This is a genomic window from Bacillus cereus group sp. MG4 (assembly GCF_040460055.1).
In the GTDB taxonomy this organism is placed as follows: domain Bacteria; phylum Bacillota; class Bacilli; order Bacillales; family Bacillaceae_G; genus Bacillus_A; species Bacillus_A wiedmannii.
This window is the reverse complement of the sequence record NZ_JARVGZ010000001.1, coordinates 3,351,469-3,368,011: the sequence shown is the minus strand read 5'-3', so window position 1 is coordinate 3,368,011 and position 16,543 is coordinate 3,351,469. Positions and strand designations below refer to the sequence as shown.

Genomic DNA, 16,543 nt, shown 5'->3' with positions numbered 1-16,543 from the left:
GTTATGTGTAAAATATTTCAAAAGATCCTTCATTCTCCTTGACGCCCACTTCATTATTTTCCCATAATAAAACTAACTCATATAAAAAGGAATGAATCACAGATGCTAAATTTAGTACTTATGATGATTGAACGTGTCGGACTTATTGTTATTTTAGGATTTTTACTTTCTCATATTAAAACGTTCAGGCGCCTTCTTCATAGACAAGATGGATATGTAGATAAGCTTAAGCTTATTTGTATTTTTTCAGTGTTTACAATTGTAAGCAATTACACAGGAATTGAAATTGCCGGGAATACAATTATGAAAGAAAATTGGCTACAAGGTGTTTCGTCATCTAGTACAATTGCGAATACACGTATTATGGGTGTTGGAATTAGTGGATTGCTTGGTGGTCCTATCGTCGGCATTGGAGTGGGATCGATTGCTGGCATTCACCGTTATATGCTTGGCGGGACGACAGCGCTAAGCTGTGCAATTTCATCAATTTTAGCAGGTGTTATAACGGGGTATATTGGATACATTTTTAAAAAATATAATCGTGCAATTACGCCTAAATTTTCAGCGATTTTAAGTGTGTTTATCGTTTCTTTAGAGATGATTATGATCCTATTAATTGTAGAGGATGGAATTAGTATCGTGAAAACAATTGCGATACCAATGATACTTGTAAATAGTTTCGGAAGTTTTATTTTACTTTCTATGATACAAGCTATTTTGCGCCAGGAAGAAAATGCGAAAGCTTTACAAACGCATAAAGTATTACGAATTGCTGACAAAACATTACCATATTTTCGCCGCGGATTAACAGAGGATTCTTGTAAACATGTGGCACAAATTATTCACCGCTTTACGGGAACAGATGCGGTATCCTTAACAGATACAGAGAAAATATTAGCTCACGTTGGATTAGCATCAGATCACCATATTCCTTCACATAGTCTAATAACTGGTTTATCGAAAGAAGTGTTGAACACAGGAAAAATAATGAAAGCGAAATCGCGTGAGGTTATTAATTGTCAACATGAAGGCTGCCCTTTGCAGGCGGCAATCGTTATTCCACTAACTTCACATGGAAATACAATTGGGACATTAAAATTATATTTTAAAAATTCTAGCCAGTTAAGTCGTGTGGAAGAGGAATTAGCAGAAGGGTTAGCAAAAATATTCTCTACACAACTTGAGTTAGGTGAAGCAGAGTTACAAAGTAAGTTATTGCAAGATGCCGAAATAAAAGCGTTACAAGCACAAATCAATCCGCATTTTTTATTTAATGCAATTAATACTGTATCGGCTTTATGCCGAACAGATGTAGAAAAGGCGAGAAAATTATTATTGCAGCTTAGCGTTTATTTTCGTTGTAATTTGCAAGGGGCACGCCAATTGCTTATTCCATTAGAACAAGAGTTAAATCATGTACATGCATATTTATCGTTAGAACAAGCGAGGTTTCCGAATAAGTATGAAGTGAAGATGTACATTGAGGAAGAGTTAAAGACGACCTTAGTTCCACCATTTGTACTGCAGCTATTAGTTGAAAATGCATTGCGCCATGCTTTTCCGAAAAAGCAGCCGGTGTGCGAAGTTGAAGTACATGTGTTTGAAAAAGAGGGGATGGTGCATTTTGAAGTCCAAGATAATGGACAAGGAATTGAGAGTGAACGTCTAGGACAATTAGGAAAAATGGTAGTTCCATCAAAGAAAGGGACTGGAACAGCTTTATATAATATTAATGAACGACTTATCGGGTTATTTGGGAAAGAGACAATGCTTCAAATTGAAAGTGAATTAGAGCAAGGGACAAAGTTCCTCTTTGTAATTCCGAAAAAAGTAGGGGAGGAAAAACGGAGTGTTAAAAGTATTAGTAGTTGATGATGAAATGTTAGCGCGTGATGAATTGAAATATTTATTAGAGCAAACGAAAGAAGTAGAGATAATTGGTGAGGCGGATTGTGTAGAGGATGCATTAGAGGAATTAATGAAAAACAAACCAGATATTGTTTTCCTAGACATTCAGCTATCTGATGATAACGGATTTGAAATTACAAATATATTAAAGAAGATGAAAAATCCCCCTGCAATTGTGTTTGCTACTGCCTATGATCAATATGCATTGCAAGCATTTGAAGTAGATGCGTTAGACTACATTTTAAAGCCATTTGATGAAGAGCGTATCGTACAGACATTAAAGAAATATAAAAAGCAAAAACAAATAAAATTAGAAACAAAACAAGAAGTAAAGAGTGTAGACGTAACGACCGAGATGCATAAATTAGCATTACCAATTGAAGAATCGATTGTACTCGTGAATATTGAAGATATTATATATGTAGGACTTGTGGACGGGAAAGTGACAGTAAAAACGATGAGAGAAACGTATGTAACACATGATACACTTGTCATTTTGGAAAAGAAGTTGCCGCAAGCAAGTTTTATGCGTGTCCATCGCAGTTTTATTGCAAATATTAATCATATTACGGAAATACAACCATGGTTCAATTCTACATATAATTTAATTATGAAAGAAGGATCAAAAGTACCTGTTAGCCGTACATATGCAAAAGAACTCAAAAAGCTACTTCGTATTTAAGAAGTAGCTTTTTGTATTTCGTCTGCCTATTTTTGTAACTAATTTTGTATATTTGACGTTCCGCTATGTAAACGCTTACAGTTTTGTTTTTATCTTATACAATAAAGGTACCAAATCGAAAGAGGTGGCCAAAATGAGTACGAAAAAAGTATATAGTTTCTTATCACAAGCATTCATATTTTCAGCTATTATGTTAGTTTCTAATATTATTGCAACGCATTTAACAATTCCGATGCCTTCATCGGTGATCGGATTAGTTATTTTATTTAGCCTATTATGTTTAAAAGTTATTAAATTGGAACAAGTTGAATCACTCGGAACGGCTTTAACAGGTATTATCGGATTCCTTTTCGTTCCATCAGGTATTTCGGTTATTAATTCTCTCGGTGTAATGGGACAATATTTTGTACAAATTTTAACTGTAATTGTTGTCGCAACAATTATTTTACTCGCTGTAACAGGATTATTTGCACAATTTATTTTAGGAAAAGACGATAAAGAAATAGAAGATACGAAAGAATTGAAAGTAGTAAATAAAGGACGCAAGCACGGAAAAGTTGCGTAACCAATTTAGTATATATTGTTAGGAGGGAATGAACATGGCAAGCACAATGACTCCATATTTCGGAATCGTCGTTTCATTAATCGCATACGGAATCGGAACATTATTATTTAAGCATTCAAAAGGATTCTTCTTATTCACACCATTATTCGTAGCGATGGTATTAGGGATTGTCTTTCTAAAAGTAGGTAACTTTACTTTTGAAGAATATAATACTGGCGGAAAAATGATTAGCTTCTTCTTAGAACCAGCAACAATCGCGTTTGCAATTCCATTATATAAACAAGTGGATAAGTTGAAAAAATATTGGTGGCAAATTTTATCGGCTATCGTGGTTGGATCTATTTGCTCAGTAATTGTCGTGTTCATTGTTGCAAAAGCAATTGGTCTAGATACAGCAGTAATGAATTCAATGTTACCACAAGCAGCAACAACAGCAATTGCATTACCGATTTCTGAAAGTATTGGTGGTATAACAGCAATTACATCGTTTGCAGTTATTTTTAACGCGGTTATTGTATACGCATTAGGAGCATTATTCTTAAAAACATTTAGAGTAAAACATCCAATTGCAAAAGGTTTAGCACTTGGAACAGCAGGTCACGCATTAGGAGTGGCAGTAGGAATTGAAATGGGTGAAGTAGAGGCAGCTATGGCAAGTATTGCTGTAACAGTAGTAGGGGTTGTAACTGTAGTTGTCATACCGATGTTTATGCCATTCATTGGCTAATAAAACTTACTTAAAAAAATGAGAAAAGCAAGCTATTTGTAGGACAGATTTCTACTGATAGCTTGCTTTTTATGTTACAGTAGTGGTAAGACCTATTTTAAAAAAATGTAAGTTTCCTTAAATCTTCATTAATACTGTGTAGAATACGTTTTGAATTAGGTCATTGTATTGTAAAATAAGAAGTAAGCTACTATAGGATCTGCTAAGAGAGATCTATAATAAGTTTATAAAAATCTTTATATGAATAAATAATTAAAGGTAGAGAAGAGAGAAAAAATCTACTTATTAACGTTTTACTTTATAGGACAGGAGAGAGTACTCGTCGATTATGCAAATAAAAAACCTGTTTCAAAGCAAAGGATTTCAGAGGTTTCTCGTATTAGTAATACTTGCTCTCGTGTTATACGGGCTGCAAAGTATGTTGAATTTAATTTTAATTACGTTTATTCTCACGTATTTAATGGATCGATTCCAAAAGTTTATTTCCCGCAAATTAGATCACTTCATGCCCATTAATCGAAAGCTCATTATAGCATTTCTATATGTAATGTTAATCGGTGGAATTGTTATTACTTTATTCAAATACTTGCCAGTATTAACGATACAAATTTCACAATTGATTTATCAATTTAACGTGTTTTTAAGAAACCCACCAGATAGTGAATTAATTAAGTATGCAGTTAACGCTGTCAATCATATGGAACTTTCGAAATATGTAGGACAAGGCGTTGACATTTTGTATAAATCGATTACGAATGTTGGAAAATTTGGCCTTCAAGTATTACTTTCTTTAATTTTAAGTTTATTTTTCTTATTGGAGAAAGCTCGTATCGTTGCTTTTACTGCAAAATTTAAAGAAAGCCGACTTGCAATTTTCTATACTGAAATTGAGTACTTCGGTAAGAAATTTGCACGTTCATTCGGAAAAGTAATTGAAGCACAATTTTTAATTGCAGTTGTTAACTGTGTTTTATCCGTTATTGCACTATGGATATTAGGATTCCCGCAATTATTAGGTTTAGCGTTAATGATCTTCTTACTTGGTTTAATTCCAGTAGCTGGGGTTATCATTTCGTTATTCCCGCTTTGTATGATTGCTTACAATATTGGCGGTATTATGTACGTTGTTTATATTTTAATTATCGTAACAGTAATTCATGCGCTTGAAAGTTACGTGTTAAATCCGAAGTTCATGTCGCAAAAAACAAACTTACCGATTTTCTATACATTTATGGTATTAATCTTCTCAGAACACTTCTTAGGTGTATGGGGATTAATTATCGGTATTCCAATCTTCATTTTCTTATTAGATGTCTTAGATGTGACAAGTGATGAAATGGAGAATGAAGCCAGAAAAAATAAGGTGAAGTAAAGAAAAAGCATCGATGTTCGATGCTTTTTCTTTTATAACATGATGTTTTTTATGCCATACTGTAAGCAGAAGATAGAATAGGGGTGAAATAATGGCTGTAAATGAAAAGGTAGAGTTAGCTACATTTGCTGGAGGGTGCTTCTGGTGTATGGTTTCGCCATTTGAAGAGATGGAAGGAATTATAAAGGTTGTTTCTGGTTATACAGGTGGTCATAAAGAGAGTCCAACATATAAAGAAGTATGTTCAGAAACGACTGGACATTATGAGGCAGTACAAATTACATTTGATGCAAATAAAATGCCGTATGAGGAGTTATTAAATATATATTGGAGACAAATTGATCCGACTGATATAGGTGGGCAATTCCACGACCGCGGACAGTCTTACGAAACAGTGATTTTTTATCATAATGAAGAACAACATAAAAAAGCAAATGCTTCAAAAGAGGAGCTTGCAAAGAGTGGACGCTTTTCAAAACCAATTGCGACAAAAATATTACCAGCAGCTACGTTTTATCCAGCTGAAGACTATCACCAAGGATATCATAAGAAAAATACATTCCGCTATGAGTTATACCGTAAAGGGTCAGGGCGGGATGCGTTTATTAAACAACATTGGCAAAAAGATAATGCTCATTTAAAAGAAAAACTAAATGAGATGCAATTTTATGTAACACAGGAAAATGGAACTGAGCCACCCTTTCAAAATGAATATTGGAATCATAAAGAAGAAGGACTTTATGTAGATATCGTCTCAGGTGAACCGTTATTTACTTCTTTAGATAAATTTGATAGCGGGTGTGGATGGCCTAGCTTTACGAAGCCAGTTATGTCAGCAAGTGTGAAAGAAAAAATGGATGTCAGTCATAATATGACGCGTACGGAAGTGAGAAGCAAAGAGGGAGATTCACATCTAGGCCATGTATTCCCGGATGGCCCAGGACCAAATGGTCTTCGTTACTGTATTAATTCCGCAGCCCTTCGATTTATCCGAAAAGAGGAATTAGAGAAAGAAGGATATGGTGATTTTCTAGTCGTATTTGGGAATAAAAAATAACCTCGCAATTAGCGAGGTTATTTTTTTATTTTACTTTTTTCTTTTTGAACTTGCTTAATACTTCATAAACGATTGGAACAATAAGAAGTGTTAATAGCGTTGAACTTGTTAATCCACCAATTACTGTTACACCAAGTCCTTTAGAAATTAAGCCGCTACCTTCAAATCCTAATGCAAGCGGGATAAGAGCCCCGATTGTTGCAATTGCAGTCATTAAAATAGGACGAAGGCGTGTTGCACCGGCTTCCAATAAGGCTTCACGTGTTGATAGCCCTTCATTTTCCTTATGAATAACGCGGTCGATAAGTACGATAGCGTTTGTTACAACGATACCGATTAACATAAGTGCACCAATCATTGCAGAGACACTTAACGTTTCACCAGAGATTAATAAGGCAACAAGAGCTCCGATAATTGTGAATGGTAGCGAGAATAAAATTGCGAATGGTGCAAGGGCACCGCCAAATGTAACGACAAGAACGAAGTATACAATGGCAATCGCAGCTAACATCGCTAAGCCAAGTTGCTTGAATGATTCTTCAATATCTTTTGTAACACCGCCCATAGAAACATCTATGCCAGAAGGAAGATCCATTTTATCTACTTCTTTTTGAACAGCGGCAGATGCTTTTGAAACGTCATCAGATGTTAGTTTTGCACTTACTTCCGCATAAACACGGCCATCGCGGTGTTTCACTGTATTCGAAGTTTCCCCTTCTTTTACAGTCATAACATCTTTCACAGCGACTTCAGTACCAAGTGGCGTTGTAATTTTACGATTTGTTAAGTCATCGATTGTTGCATAATTTTGTTTTTCAGCTTCGACATATACGTTGACATCTTTACCGTCTTTTTTAATTGTTGTCAGAACAGGTCGATCATGTTGATTAGAAAGTCCCATTCCGATTTGTGCAGCTGTTAGACCCATTTTACTTAGTTTTTCCTGATCTGCGACTAAAGTGTACTCTGCATACGTTTTTGCAATACTAGAGTCAATATCCTTTAAGTCTTTATTTTTCTTCATGATATTTTGAATATCTTTGACAATAGGTTTAATGTCTTCCGAGCTATCTCCGTAAACGTATAGTTTAATTTCATTACTACCGCCACTCGCTCCGAAGTCTTGGTTTTTCCATTCGCCTTTTCCAGACATCTTCTGTAAATCTTTAACGACTTGCTCTTTTTCTTTTTCGAAGTTTTTCGTGTCGTTATCATATTGCACGAAGAACATTGCTTGATTTGATTGACCAGGACTCATTGGGTTTTCGCCACCTAATGAGAATTGAATTGTTTTGACGTCTTTATTATCTTGGAAGTGCTTCTCAGCTTTCGTTGCAATTTTTTCAACGTCTTCTAACGTTTGACCTGGTTCAGGGTTGTACGTTGTAATGATCATTTTTTCTTCTTCAGATGGTAAGAAACTTACACCGATAATTGGCACAAGTGCAAGACTACCAACTAATAGAAGGACAGCAATGCTTGATGTGATGATTTTATGATTTAAAGCCCATGCAAGTATGTGTTTATACCCGTTTGCTAATTTACTTGGTTTTTCTTCATGATGTACTTCTTTTTCCCTCATGCTCTCTTTTTTAAATAAAGAGTGAGCTAACATCGGCACGATTGTAACTGCTACTATTAACGATGCTAATAAAGCGAAGACGATAGTTAAGGCAAACGGTAAGAACATTTCACCAATCATACCTTTTACTAGTCCAAGCGGTAAGAATACAGCAATTGTTACAATGGTAGAAGACATAATTGGGATGAACATTTCCTTCGTAGCTTCACGAATTAAATCTTTTCCGCGCAGTTTCTCTTCTGATAACGACATTCGTCGGTAAATATTTTCAATAACAACAATGGAGTCATCAACAACGCGTCCAATAGCGACTGTCATTGCTCCAAGTGTCATAATGTTAAGCGTAATATCCATTTGTTTTATGACTAATACAGCAATTAATAAAGAAAGTGGTATGGAAACGACAGAGATTAATGTTGTTCGGATATTTCGTAGGAACAGCATAATAATAACAATCGCAAAGATAGCACCAAAAATAGCTTTACTCAGCATTGTTTCTACTGATTTTTCAATCGGTGCACCTTGGTCGAATGTTGAAATAATCTCTAAGTCTTTATATTTTTTCTCAAGTTCTTTTACTTTATCTTTCACTGCATTTACAACATCGACTGTATTCGCGTCAGCAGCCTTCACAATTTGAATTCCAATTGCTTCTTTTCCATTTGTTCGAGAAATAGATTCTGCTTTTCCGACTTCTTTAATGTCAGCAATTTCGTCTAATGTAACTGTCGGAATCCCGTTCATAGCCGCTGGATTCATTTGCGGCATTTGTGTACCAGCTCCAGCACTTTGATTACCTTGACCGCCCGGTGATGAAGGAACAGCTGGGATTTTTAATTCTTTTAATGCTTTCATTGTTGTAATATTTCCATCTACAACAACTGATTTTTCTGTGTCTTTAAATGTATATAAGCCAAGTGGTAAAGATACGTCCGATCCTTTAATTACATTTTTTACAGTATCTTCACTTAAACCTAATTCTTTCATCTTATCTTTCTTGAAGACAAGTTGTACTTCATCTACTTGTTGACCTGAAATTTGAACAGATGCGACCCCATCAAGTCCTTTTAATCCGGGAACAACATTTTTTTCTACATTTTCAGTTAAGGTAGCTAAAGATTCATTTTTACTTGCTACGCTTAACGAAATAACTGGAAAGGCATTGAAGTTTACACGTGAAACTTTCGGGTCTTTTACACCTTCTGGGAGTTTCACATTTGTGAGAGCTTCTTTAATTTCTGTTTCAGCCTTTTCCATATTTTTATCAAAATCATATTCTACCTGAATAGAAGATGCGTTTTGAAAAGATGATGAACTAACAACGTTTACACCACTTAAATTTTGTAGTTGCTCTTCCATCGGTTTTGAAACTTTGTCAGCTACTTCTTCTGGTGTAGCACCAGGATAAACCGTAGTTACTGTTACAACAGGTGTTGTAATATCAGGAATTGTTTCCAGCTTCATATTCAGCCCAGAATAAATACCTGCAATGGTAACAATAATGGTTAGTAGCCAAACTGCGAACTTATTTTTTAACGAGAAATTAATAATTTTGTTCATGTTTGCGCTCCCTTTGTATTATATTGACCAACTGGTCAGTCTAATACATAATATAACTGACTGATTGGTCAGTCGTCAATGAAAAGGGATGGTATAATAAAGTGAAACTTTAATCAGTGGGGATTTTTTCATCACCACTGATTATTAGTTGAACCAATCGGGCTTTTACGGGCAGTTGAGCCCCCCACCTAACTTCTTTGCTTTCGCTGAATTTTGAGGCGGGGGGCTTACTGCCCGTTAATGCGGGATAAATTCATAATAAGATGCGAGATTAAATTTAGGAGAGACATGATATGAAAGAAAAAGAGCGCTTAATTATAGAGATGGCTATGAAGTTATTTGCGACTAAGGGTGTAAATGCGACATCAGTACAGGAAATTGTGACAGCTTGCGGCATATCTAAGGGAGCTTTCTATTTATACTTTAAATCGAAAGATGAGCTTTTATTAGCAACACTTCGATATTACTATGACAAGATTCAGAATAAAATGCTGGATATTGAAAATGAATCGTTATTGCCGCGTGAAAAATTTGCAAAGCAATTGCATTGTCAGTTTAACGATATACAAAAGCATAAAGAATTTATTATTATGCATGCGAGGGAAAATGCTATACCTTTTAATAAAGAAGTAGAAGAGTTTATGATGAGGATGAAGTTAGAGTCTCACGCATTTTATCGGAATAGTTTATTGTCTATTTATGGTGAAAAGGTTATGCCTTATTTATTAGATTTAGTCATTATGGTAGAAGGGATATGCCGTGGATATTTAGAACTAATCATTTTACAAGCACCAGAAATTGACTTATCTTATGTTTCTTCTTTTATTTTGAAAAGAGTAGATGATTTAGTAGATGGATTGGAAGAATCTTCGGAAGAACCTGTGTTACATGAAGAAAAGCTTGGAGAATTCCTTTGCAAATCAGAGCTTATTAAGGAGCAGGTTAAGGAACACTTTTTAAAAGAAATTATTGTTTTTAAACGCACATTAGCTGATCAACTAGAAGATGAGGAATTGCTTGTTACATTAGATGTTTTGGAGGCAGAAATGAGATTGCAAAATCCAAGGATCCCGGTCATTCAAGGGATGTTATCTAATTTAGAGGAACATCCAAATTTAAAAGAATTTCGCTTACGACTTATGGGGTATTACAATATAAAAAGGTAACAATGATAGTTTTCATTGTTACCTTTTTTATTAATGAACGAATACTGCTTCCTTATATTGTTGTAAATCATGTAAGGGTGTTATTACGTGAATATTTCAAAGGGCTGATATGGCATTGTGCATGTTTGGTGTACTTTTATATTATTCGATAAGATAATCTGTATTGTGTATATAATAAAGTTCAATAACCTTTTTATTTTAAACCTTGTATTGAGTTTCTTTTTGTTATTAGGATATGACATATATACAATCCATAGCTTTGAATAATCGTAAAGCTAGGAACGATGAAATAACGATATCTTGTTTGATATTCGATTAAGAAATGAATAGCTACATAACCAATTATTAGTAGTAAAAATAATGTATAAGGAGTTTCATTTTGTTTGGTTATTATAAGATAAAGAAGTGACAATATACCAAATAGCAAGGTGGTAACATAAATATATCTTTCGTATTTTATAAGGTTGTCTTTTAATGTGATTATATCATTGTCTTTATTTTCTAATCCAAATAAACTCCACATCGGAGCTGAATCGTAATCGGCCCACATAAGTATGAACTTGTCTTTAAATAAAGATAAAACTTTTTTCGGATCAGCTATGCGTTCTTGAATAAGTTTTTTTTCAGCGACTGTCCGTTCCTCACCAATTTCAATGGATGTAATATATTCTGCATCTTCCTCAGAATAACCGCCTTTTGTGTCATGATTAAACCCTACTGTGAATTTCCAGAGCGGATCACGATTAGAGAGCGGATATTGTGTAACACCGGTGGATATAAGTATGTAGCTAATAATATAATGTACAAGGTAAAAAATGATGAAAATACCAACAAGTTTTTTTATAGAATGGAAAACACTCTGTTTTGATTTTCCTAATATTCCTTGTAAAAAGGTATAAATAGTTACGGCAATCAAAATTAAGGCACCGAGTGGACGGATGATATCTCCTAGAGATAGGAAGATTCCTATAAAAATCCACATATATTTATGGCTTAATCCCTTTGTAATTAATATATAAAAACCAAGGTAAAAGAAGAAGGTAGCAAGATGTTGATTTGTTAATACAGAGCTCATTATAATGCTTGGGATATATAGCGAGTATATTACACCTGCAATACGTCCAGACCATTCATTAAATACCTTTGAAGTAATCATGTAACCCAGTAATGTTGTTCCTGTACAATATGCAACATTTAAAATCTTTAGCAGTGTAGGGGATTCTCCGAATAATTTTATAATAAAAGCTTGATACATTGTAAAACCAAGTTGATACACCCATGAAGTATAGTATGTATTTTGAGCAAAACTAAAGTCGCCTTTAGCGGCTTGGACTGCGCTATAGTACATCATTGCAAAGTCAGATTCGATAGGGGTTGGAATATTGAGAATCCAGATCAATCGAATCGAAAAAGCTAAAGTAACAAGTGAAATAGTAAATACTATTTTTGACATATATTTATTCGCAATGTAACCAATAAGTAAAAGGAGTAAACCTATAATAAGGGGCGGGACTATAACAAGGAAACGAGAATCGGAAGTACTTCCGATTATGGATATGGAATACCATGTTATGGCTGCATAAATAAATAGGCATAGTAGTAATAAACACTTTACAAAAAATGCATTGGCTTTTAGAGAAAATGTATTTTGCATTATATGTTTAAACTCCTTAATGAATTTTATAAGTTATTTCAATGAAAATGGCCCTATGCAAACTTAACTTGGTCTGCATAGGGCTTGTTTTAAGAAATTAAGAGTTTTGTTGAGACCATTCTTCTACGTCCCAAACTTTTGTTATCCAATCTTCATAAAAGTCTGGTTCGTGACATACAAGTAGAATCGTTCCTTTATATGCTTTCATAGCTTTCTTAAGCTCTTCTTTTGCTGTAACATCAAGGTGGTTTGTTGGCTCATCAAATAGTAGCCAGTTACTTTCTTCTCCCATTAGTTTACATAAACGAACTTTTGCCTGTTCACCACCACTTAATTGATTTAGAGGGCGAGAGATATGTTCATTTTTCAAACCACATTTTGCTAACATTGCACGGATTTGATGTTGGTCCATGCTAGGAAATGTATTCCACACGTCATCAATCGGTGTTATATTATCAGCTTTTACTTCTTGTTCGAAGTATGATGGCGTTAGGAAATCACCAAGGCTTGTTTTACCACTTAATGGTTTAATCTTGCCTAAAATTGTTTTTAGTAATGTTGATTTACCAACACCATTACATCCAACAATTGCAATTTTTTCACCGCGTTCAATTGTCATCGTTAATTTTGGTAATAATGGATGTGTATATCCGATTTCTACATCTTCACCTTCAAAGACGAAACGACTACTTGCGCGACACTCTTTGAAAGAGAATTCTGGCTTAATTGCTGTTTCAGGACGATCAATACGCTCCATGCGATCAAGTTGTTTTTGACGACTCTTTGCACGACCCGTCGTTGAATAACGAGCTTTGTTCTTCGCAATAAAGTCTTCTTGCTTTTTAATAAATTCGCGTTGTTTTTCATAAGCGTTTATATGCTGATTTTTATTGATTTCCGCTAGCTCTAGGAATTTTTCATATGTCGCTGTATAACGCGTCATTTTTGTGAATTCTAGATGGAAAATAACATCAACACATTTATTCATAAATTCCGTATCATGGGAAATTAATAGGAAGGCATGTGGATATTCTTTTAAATAACTTGTTAACCAATGAATATGTTCAACGTCTAGATAGTTGGTAGGTTCGTCTAATAGTAATACTTCTGGTTGTTCAAGTAGTAACTTTGCAAGTAATACTTTTGTACGTTGTCCACCACTTAATGCAGCAACATCACGATCTAAACCGATCGCATCAATTCCAAGACCACGAGCTGCTTCCTCAATTTTCATATCTAATAAATAGAAACCACCTGCTTCAAGAGCATCTTGTATTTCTGCCATTTGCTCAAGAAGTTCCTCTAATTCCTCTGGTGTAGCAGTGCCCATTTTTTCTGTAACTTCATTTAAAGCTTTTTCTTTTTGAAATAGAGGTAGAAATGCATCGGCTAATACATCACGAATTGTGCGACCGGGTGTTAAAATTGTATGTTGATCTAAGTAACCGTAATTTGTACCAGGTGTCCATTCTACACGGCCCTCATCATGGATAAGTTGACCAGTAATAATATTCATAAATGTTGATTTACCAACACCATTTGCACCAACTAATCCAACGTGCTCACCCGCTAGTAATCGCATAGATACATCTTTAAATAATGTACGATCGCCAAATGTATGTCCTAGTTTTTCGACTGTTAATAAGCTCATAATATCCTCCGTCCAACTTGAAATAGTATCTTGAATCATGATACTAAATTCTTTCGTATAATGCTATCATTTCAAAATGTATATTTTTTCAAAAATTATGTTTCATTATTTTGAAAAAAATATATATGATGGTGATAAGTATGAGAGATTTATTGGAGAAGTACCAAAAACGTCGTAGCGTGAAGGGTTAGAAAAGACTATTTTGTCTATAATAGAAAGATAGATAAATAGAAGGTACAATCAGTTTATTAAAAATGATTGCACCTTTTTTAGGGGAAATAAAAATTATTTAAAGTATCCACGGATAATGCCTCTTACCCGATTTGCATGGAATTTACGTTTATTGTTAAATATATTTTGCATCATGCGGAATGTAGCGGCAACGACTGCACGTACAAGGTAAGGAAATCCATAATGTAAACGAATAACTTTACCAAAACCACCAGCGTAAGAAATAGCTCTGTTTAATGATTGTTCATCTATAGTATCCTCTTTTACAGGATGGTACACGAAAAGATTTTTTCTAAATAAACCTATATAATTTTTTTTCATACCTCGTAGTACGAAATCAGTCTCTTCACCGGCGCCATAAATTGTTCCAGATCCAACACCTAAATCTTCATTAAATGTGCCAACGTCTTGTACAAATTGTTTTGTAAAAAACAGAGCGAAAGAGGGGCCCATGAATCCATACTTATTATTTAGAATGATATCTTTATCAGGCGCATGTATTAAAGATCCTGTTTTTTCAACGTTTGTAGTGTTTGTCGATATAAATTGAATATGTGCATTTGAGTTAAACGTTGCTACTATGCTCTCTAAGACATTCGTTTCGTAAATACAATCATCATCTGGAAAAGCAATAACATCGCCATCAGCTACTTGTAAGCCGATATTTCTTGCGCGAGATAGGCCTTTAATAGGTGTATAAATATAGTTAATAGAAAAATTATTGGTATATTCCTCAAAGAGCTCAGAGATTGGAATGTCATTTTGATCTACTACAATAAGTTCGAAGTTTTTATAAGTTTGTTGTTTAAGTGACTTTAGTAGATCTAGAATATCATCACGTCTACCACAAGTGGCCATAATCAAAGAAAATTTCAATTTTAACAGCTCCTTTAAGAGGTTGCGTTTACACCTTTTTGAATCGTGCTTGTAGCTTTCCTAGTAGAGCTAATAGAATCTCATCTTTTGTTACAAATAAGATAAGAATGTATGTTGATCCGCATATCAATATTACTAGGGCGAATTGTATGATTTGTCCAGAGACTAACTTTTTTATAATAAACGCTATTGGTAAAAATGTTAGAGAATAAAATAGGTATTTAAGTTTTTGAATATCAAACAATGTATAATTCACTTTTAATTTCTTTTTTATATATATATATTCGAGAGTAATTAATCCAATGTTTGCAATGGTTGTTGTGAAAATTGCTGTTGTGGGAGTGAGTATATCGAAAAATATTAATGCGATATTGGATGCTAAGTTGACGAATCCACAAATAAATAAAAAGCGCACCAAAATATTTTCTTTCTTTTTCACATAAATAATTTGATTCGATAAGATAGACTCAATACCTACTGTAATCATATAAAAAGCAAAAATAATTAAAGTATTACCAGCGGGAGCGAATTCCTTTCCACCATAAATAATGACGGCCTTATGGGCAATGAGCATTAGACCGATTGCCGCAGGAAATAAGGTAATGAAATATACCTTTGAAATTCTATTTAATAAATATTCATATTCATTTTCAGCTGCGTTTCCAGATAAATACGAAAGCCTTGGAATCGTGACTTGTACAACACTTAACATAAGTGTATTGATGATAGTCATAATTTGGAAAGCCATAACATAGAAAGCGACTTCTATTTTTCCTGCGTATGCGCCTAAGACAAGTCGATCTAATTGTGTATATAAAATATTGGCATTTGAAAAAATAACGACTAATACTAAAGGTTTTAAATGTGGAATAATCGTTAAGTTAGAAAAATCAAATTTAACTTGGCGTTTCACATATATAAAACTAATAAAATGATTTAAGAATGTTGATAGCACTAATAAGCAGGCAAATGTTTTATAATCATTCACTCCATGAACTAGAGAGAAAAGAAGTCCAACATAGATAAGTCGAACAACAATTGTTTTTTTAGTAATGAAATCATAATTTTCATATGCTTCATTGAACCACTCCACATAAAATATATTTGAAATGAAATTGAAGCCGAAGATTAGAAGGACAGGGAATAAGTTTTCGTTACCGTATCCAATGTAACTAAAGAGTAAAAAGGATAGTAAGGCCAAAATACTAGTCGTAAAGTTAATTACATAAAGACTTGTAAATAACTTAGAAACTTTACTTTTATCATTTTTTATTAAACTCATTTCACGTAGTCCGTATTGATATACACCAAATACTGCGAATATGAAAAAATAATTAAAAATAGTTTCAGCATAGTTAACAGTTCCTATTGAATTGGCTCCTAGCATTCGATACGCGTAAGGACCAACTAAGATTGGGAGTATAATATTAAATGTATTGAGCAGTATTTTATAAAAAATATTAGAAATAATTGATTTTTGCATGATTTCACCTTTTCATTAAAGTAATACGA

Annotated in this window: 12 protein-coding genes; 7 read left to right on the top strand and 5 right to left on the bottom strand. The window is 34.0% G+C overall.

The window, feature by feature from the left end; all coding sequences use genetic code 11:
- The first annotated feature begins 102 nt into the window (after positions 1 to 102).
- The 6 genes from lytS to msrB all read left to right on the top strand — a co-directional run bounded on the left by lytS (position 103) and on the right by msrB (position 6,311).
- Positions 103 to 1,872 (top strand): two-component system sensor histidine kinase LytS, encoded by a 1,770-nt coding sequence (gene lytS / locus QCI41_RS17695; RefSeq protein ID WP_000933595.1) that lies wholly within the window; start codon positions 103 to 105, stop codon positions 1,870 to 1,872.
- The gene (locus tag QCI41_RS17690) at positions 1,850 to 2,590 is read left to right on the top strand and encodes a LytR/AlgR family response regulator transcription factor (RefSeq protein WP_353836978.1); all 741 of its coding nucleotides are present in this window, start codon (positions 1,850 to 1,852) and stop codon (positions 2,588 to 2,590) included. Before lytS ends, QCI41_RS17690 begins: the two co-directional genes overlap by 23 nt.
- Before the next feature lie 133 nt (positions 2,591 to 2,723).
- Complete coding sequence (gene lrgA, locus QCI41_RS17685; RefSeq protein ID WP_353836979.1) at positions 2,724 to 3,155, top strand: antiholin-like murein hydrolase modulator LrgA; 432 nt, start codon at positions 2,724 to 2,726, stop codon at positions 3,153 to 3,155.
- A gap of 34 nt (positions 3,156 to 3,189) precedes the next feature.
- Entirely contained in the window at positions 3,190 to 3,882 is a 693-nt protein-coding gene (gene lrgB, locus QCI41_RS17680; RefSeq protein ID WP_063223966.1) for an antiholin-like protein LrgB, read from the top strand.
- Positions 3,883 to 4,210: 328 nt separating this feature from the next.
- Positions 4,211 to 5,254 carry an AI-2E family transporter gene (locus QCI41_RS17675; RefSeq protein ID WP_001165999.1) on the top strand — a complete coding sequence of 348 codons (1,044 nt, stop codon included), beginning with the start codon at positions 4,211 to 4,213 and terminating at the stop codon, positions 5,252 to 5,254.
- A 91-nt stretch (positions 5,255 to 5,345) separates the two neighbouring features.
- Positions 5,346 to 6,311: a peptide-methionine (R)-S-oxide reductase MsrB gene (msrB, locus tag QCI41_RS17670; RefSeq protein ID WP_046958602.1), complete on the top strand. Its 966-nt coding sequence runs from the start codon at positions 5,346 to 5,348 to the stop codon at positions 6,309 to 6,311.
- 25 nt (positions 6,312 to 6,336) lie between these two features.
- Here msrB and QCI41_RS17665 read toward each other — a convergent pair whose 3' ends face one another.
- The gene (locus tag QCI41_RS17665; RefSeq protein WP_060487923.1) at positions 6,337 to 9,453 is read right to left on the bottom strand and encodes an efflux RND transporter permease subunit; all 3,117 of its coding nucleotides are present in this window, start codon (positions 9,451 to 9,453) and stop codon (positions 6,337 to 6,339) included.
- Between the two features lie 293 nt (positions 9,454 to 9,746).
- Between QCI41_RS17665 and QCI41_RS17660 the strand changes: the two genes are divergently transcribed.
- Complete coding sequence (locus tag QCI41_RS17660) at positions 9,747 to 10,619, top strand: TetR/AcrR family transcriptional regulator (RefSeq protein WP_353836980.1); 873 nt, start codon at positions 9,747 to 9,749, stop codon at positions 10,617 to 10,619.
- A gap of 193 nt (positions 10,620 to 10,812) precedes the next feature.
- Here the strand turns inward: QCI41_RS17660 and QCI41_RS17655 are convergent, their stop codons facing one another.
- The 4 genes from QCI41_RS17655 to QCI41_RS17640 form a co-directional block, all read right to left on the bottom strand.
- On the bottom strand, positions 10,813 to 12,273 hold the full coding sequence (locus QCI41_RS17655; protein ID WP_353836981.1) for a hypothetical protein: 1,461 nt from the start codon (positions 12,271 to 12,273) through the stop codon (positions 10,813 to 10,815).
- 97 nt (positions 12,274 to 12,370) lie between these two features.
- Positions 12,371 to 13,963, bottom strand: a complete 1,593-nt coding sequence (locus tag QCI41_RS17650; RefSeq protein ID WP_097914814.1) for an ABC-F family ATP-binding cassette domain-containing protein — start codon at positions 13,961 to 13,963, stop codon at positions 12,371 to 12,373.
- A gap of 246 nt (positions 13,964 to 14,209) precedes the next feature.
- Positions 14,210 to 15,031, bottom strand: coding sequence for a glycosyltransferase family 2 protein (locus tag QCI41_RS17645; RefSeq protein ID WP_046958597.1), 822 nt, complete (start codon positions 15,029 to 15,031; stop codon positions 14,210 to 14,212).
- Between the two features lie 28 nt (positions 15,032 to 15,059).
- Positions 15,060 to 16,514: an oligosaccharide flippase family protein gene (locus QCI41_RS17640; RefSeq protein ID WP_060487927.1), complete on the bottom strand. Its 1,455-nt coding sequence runs from the start codon at positions 16,512 to 16,514 to the stop codon at positions 15,060 to 15,062.
- Positions 16,515 to 16,543 lie beyond the last annotated feature (29 nt).

Coding starts and splice junctions, on each gene's coding strand:
- lytS (WP_000933595.1), top strand. CDS start 103: ATGCTAAATTTAGTACTTATGATGATTGAACGTGTCGGACTTATTGTT.
- lrgA (WP_353836979.1), top strand. CDS start 2,724: ATGAGTACGAAAAAAGTATATAGTTTCTTATCACAAGCATTCATATTT.
- lrgB (WP_063223966.1), top strand. CDS start 3,190: ATGGCAAGCACAATGACTCCATATTTCGGAATCGTCGTTTCATTAATC.
- QCI41_RS17675 (WP_001165999.1), top strand. CDS start 4,211: ATGCAAATAAAAAACCTGTTTCAAAGCAAAGGATTTCAGAGGTTTCTC.
- msrB (WP_046958602.1), top strand. CDS start 5,346: ATGGCTGTAAATGAAAAGGTAGAGTTAGCTACATTTGCTGGAGGGTGC.
- QCI41_RS17665 (WP_060487923.1), bottom strand. CDS start 9,453: ATGAACAAAATTATTAATTTCTCGTTAAAAAATAAGTTCGCAGTTTGG.
- QCI41_RS17660 (WP_353836980.1), top strand. CDS start 9,747: ATGAAAGAAAAAGAGCGCTTAATTATAGAGATGGCTATGAAGTTATTT.
- QCI41_RS17655 (WP_353836981.1), bottom strand. CDS start 12,273: ATGCAAAATACATTTTCTCTAAAAGCCAATGCATTTTTTGTAAAGTGT.
- QCI41_RS17650 (WP_097914814.1), bottom strand. CDS start 13,963: ATGATTCAAGATACTATTTCAAGTTGGACGGAGGATATTATGAGCTTA.
- QCI41_RS17640 (WP_060487927.1), bottom strand. CDS start 16,514: ATGCAAAAATCAATTATTTCTAATATTTTTTATAAAATACTGCTCAAT.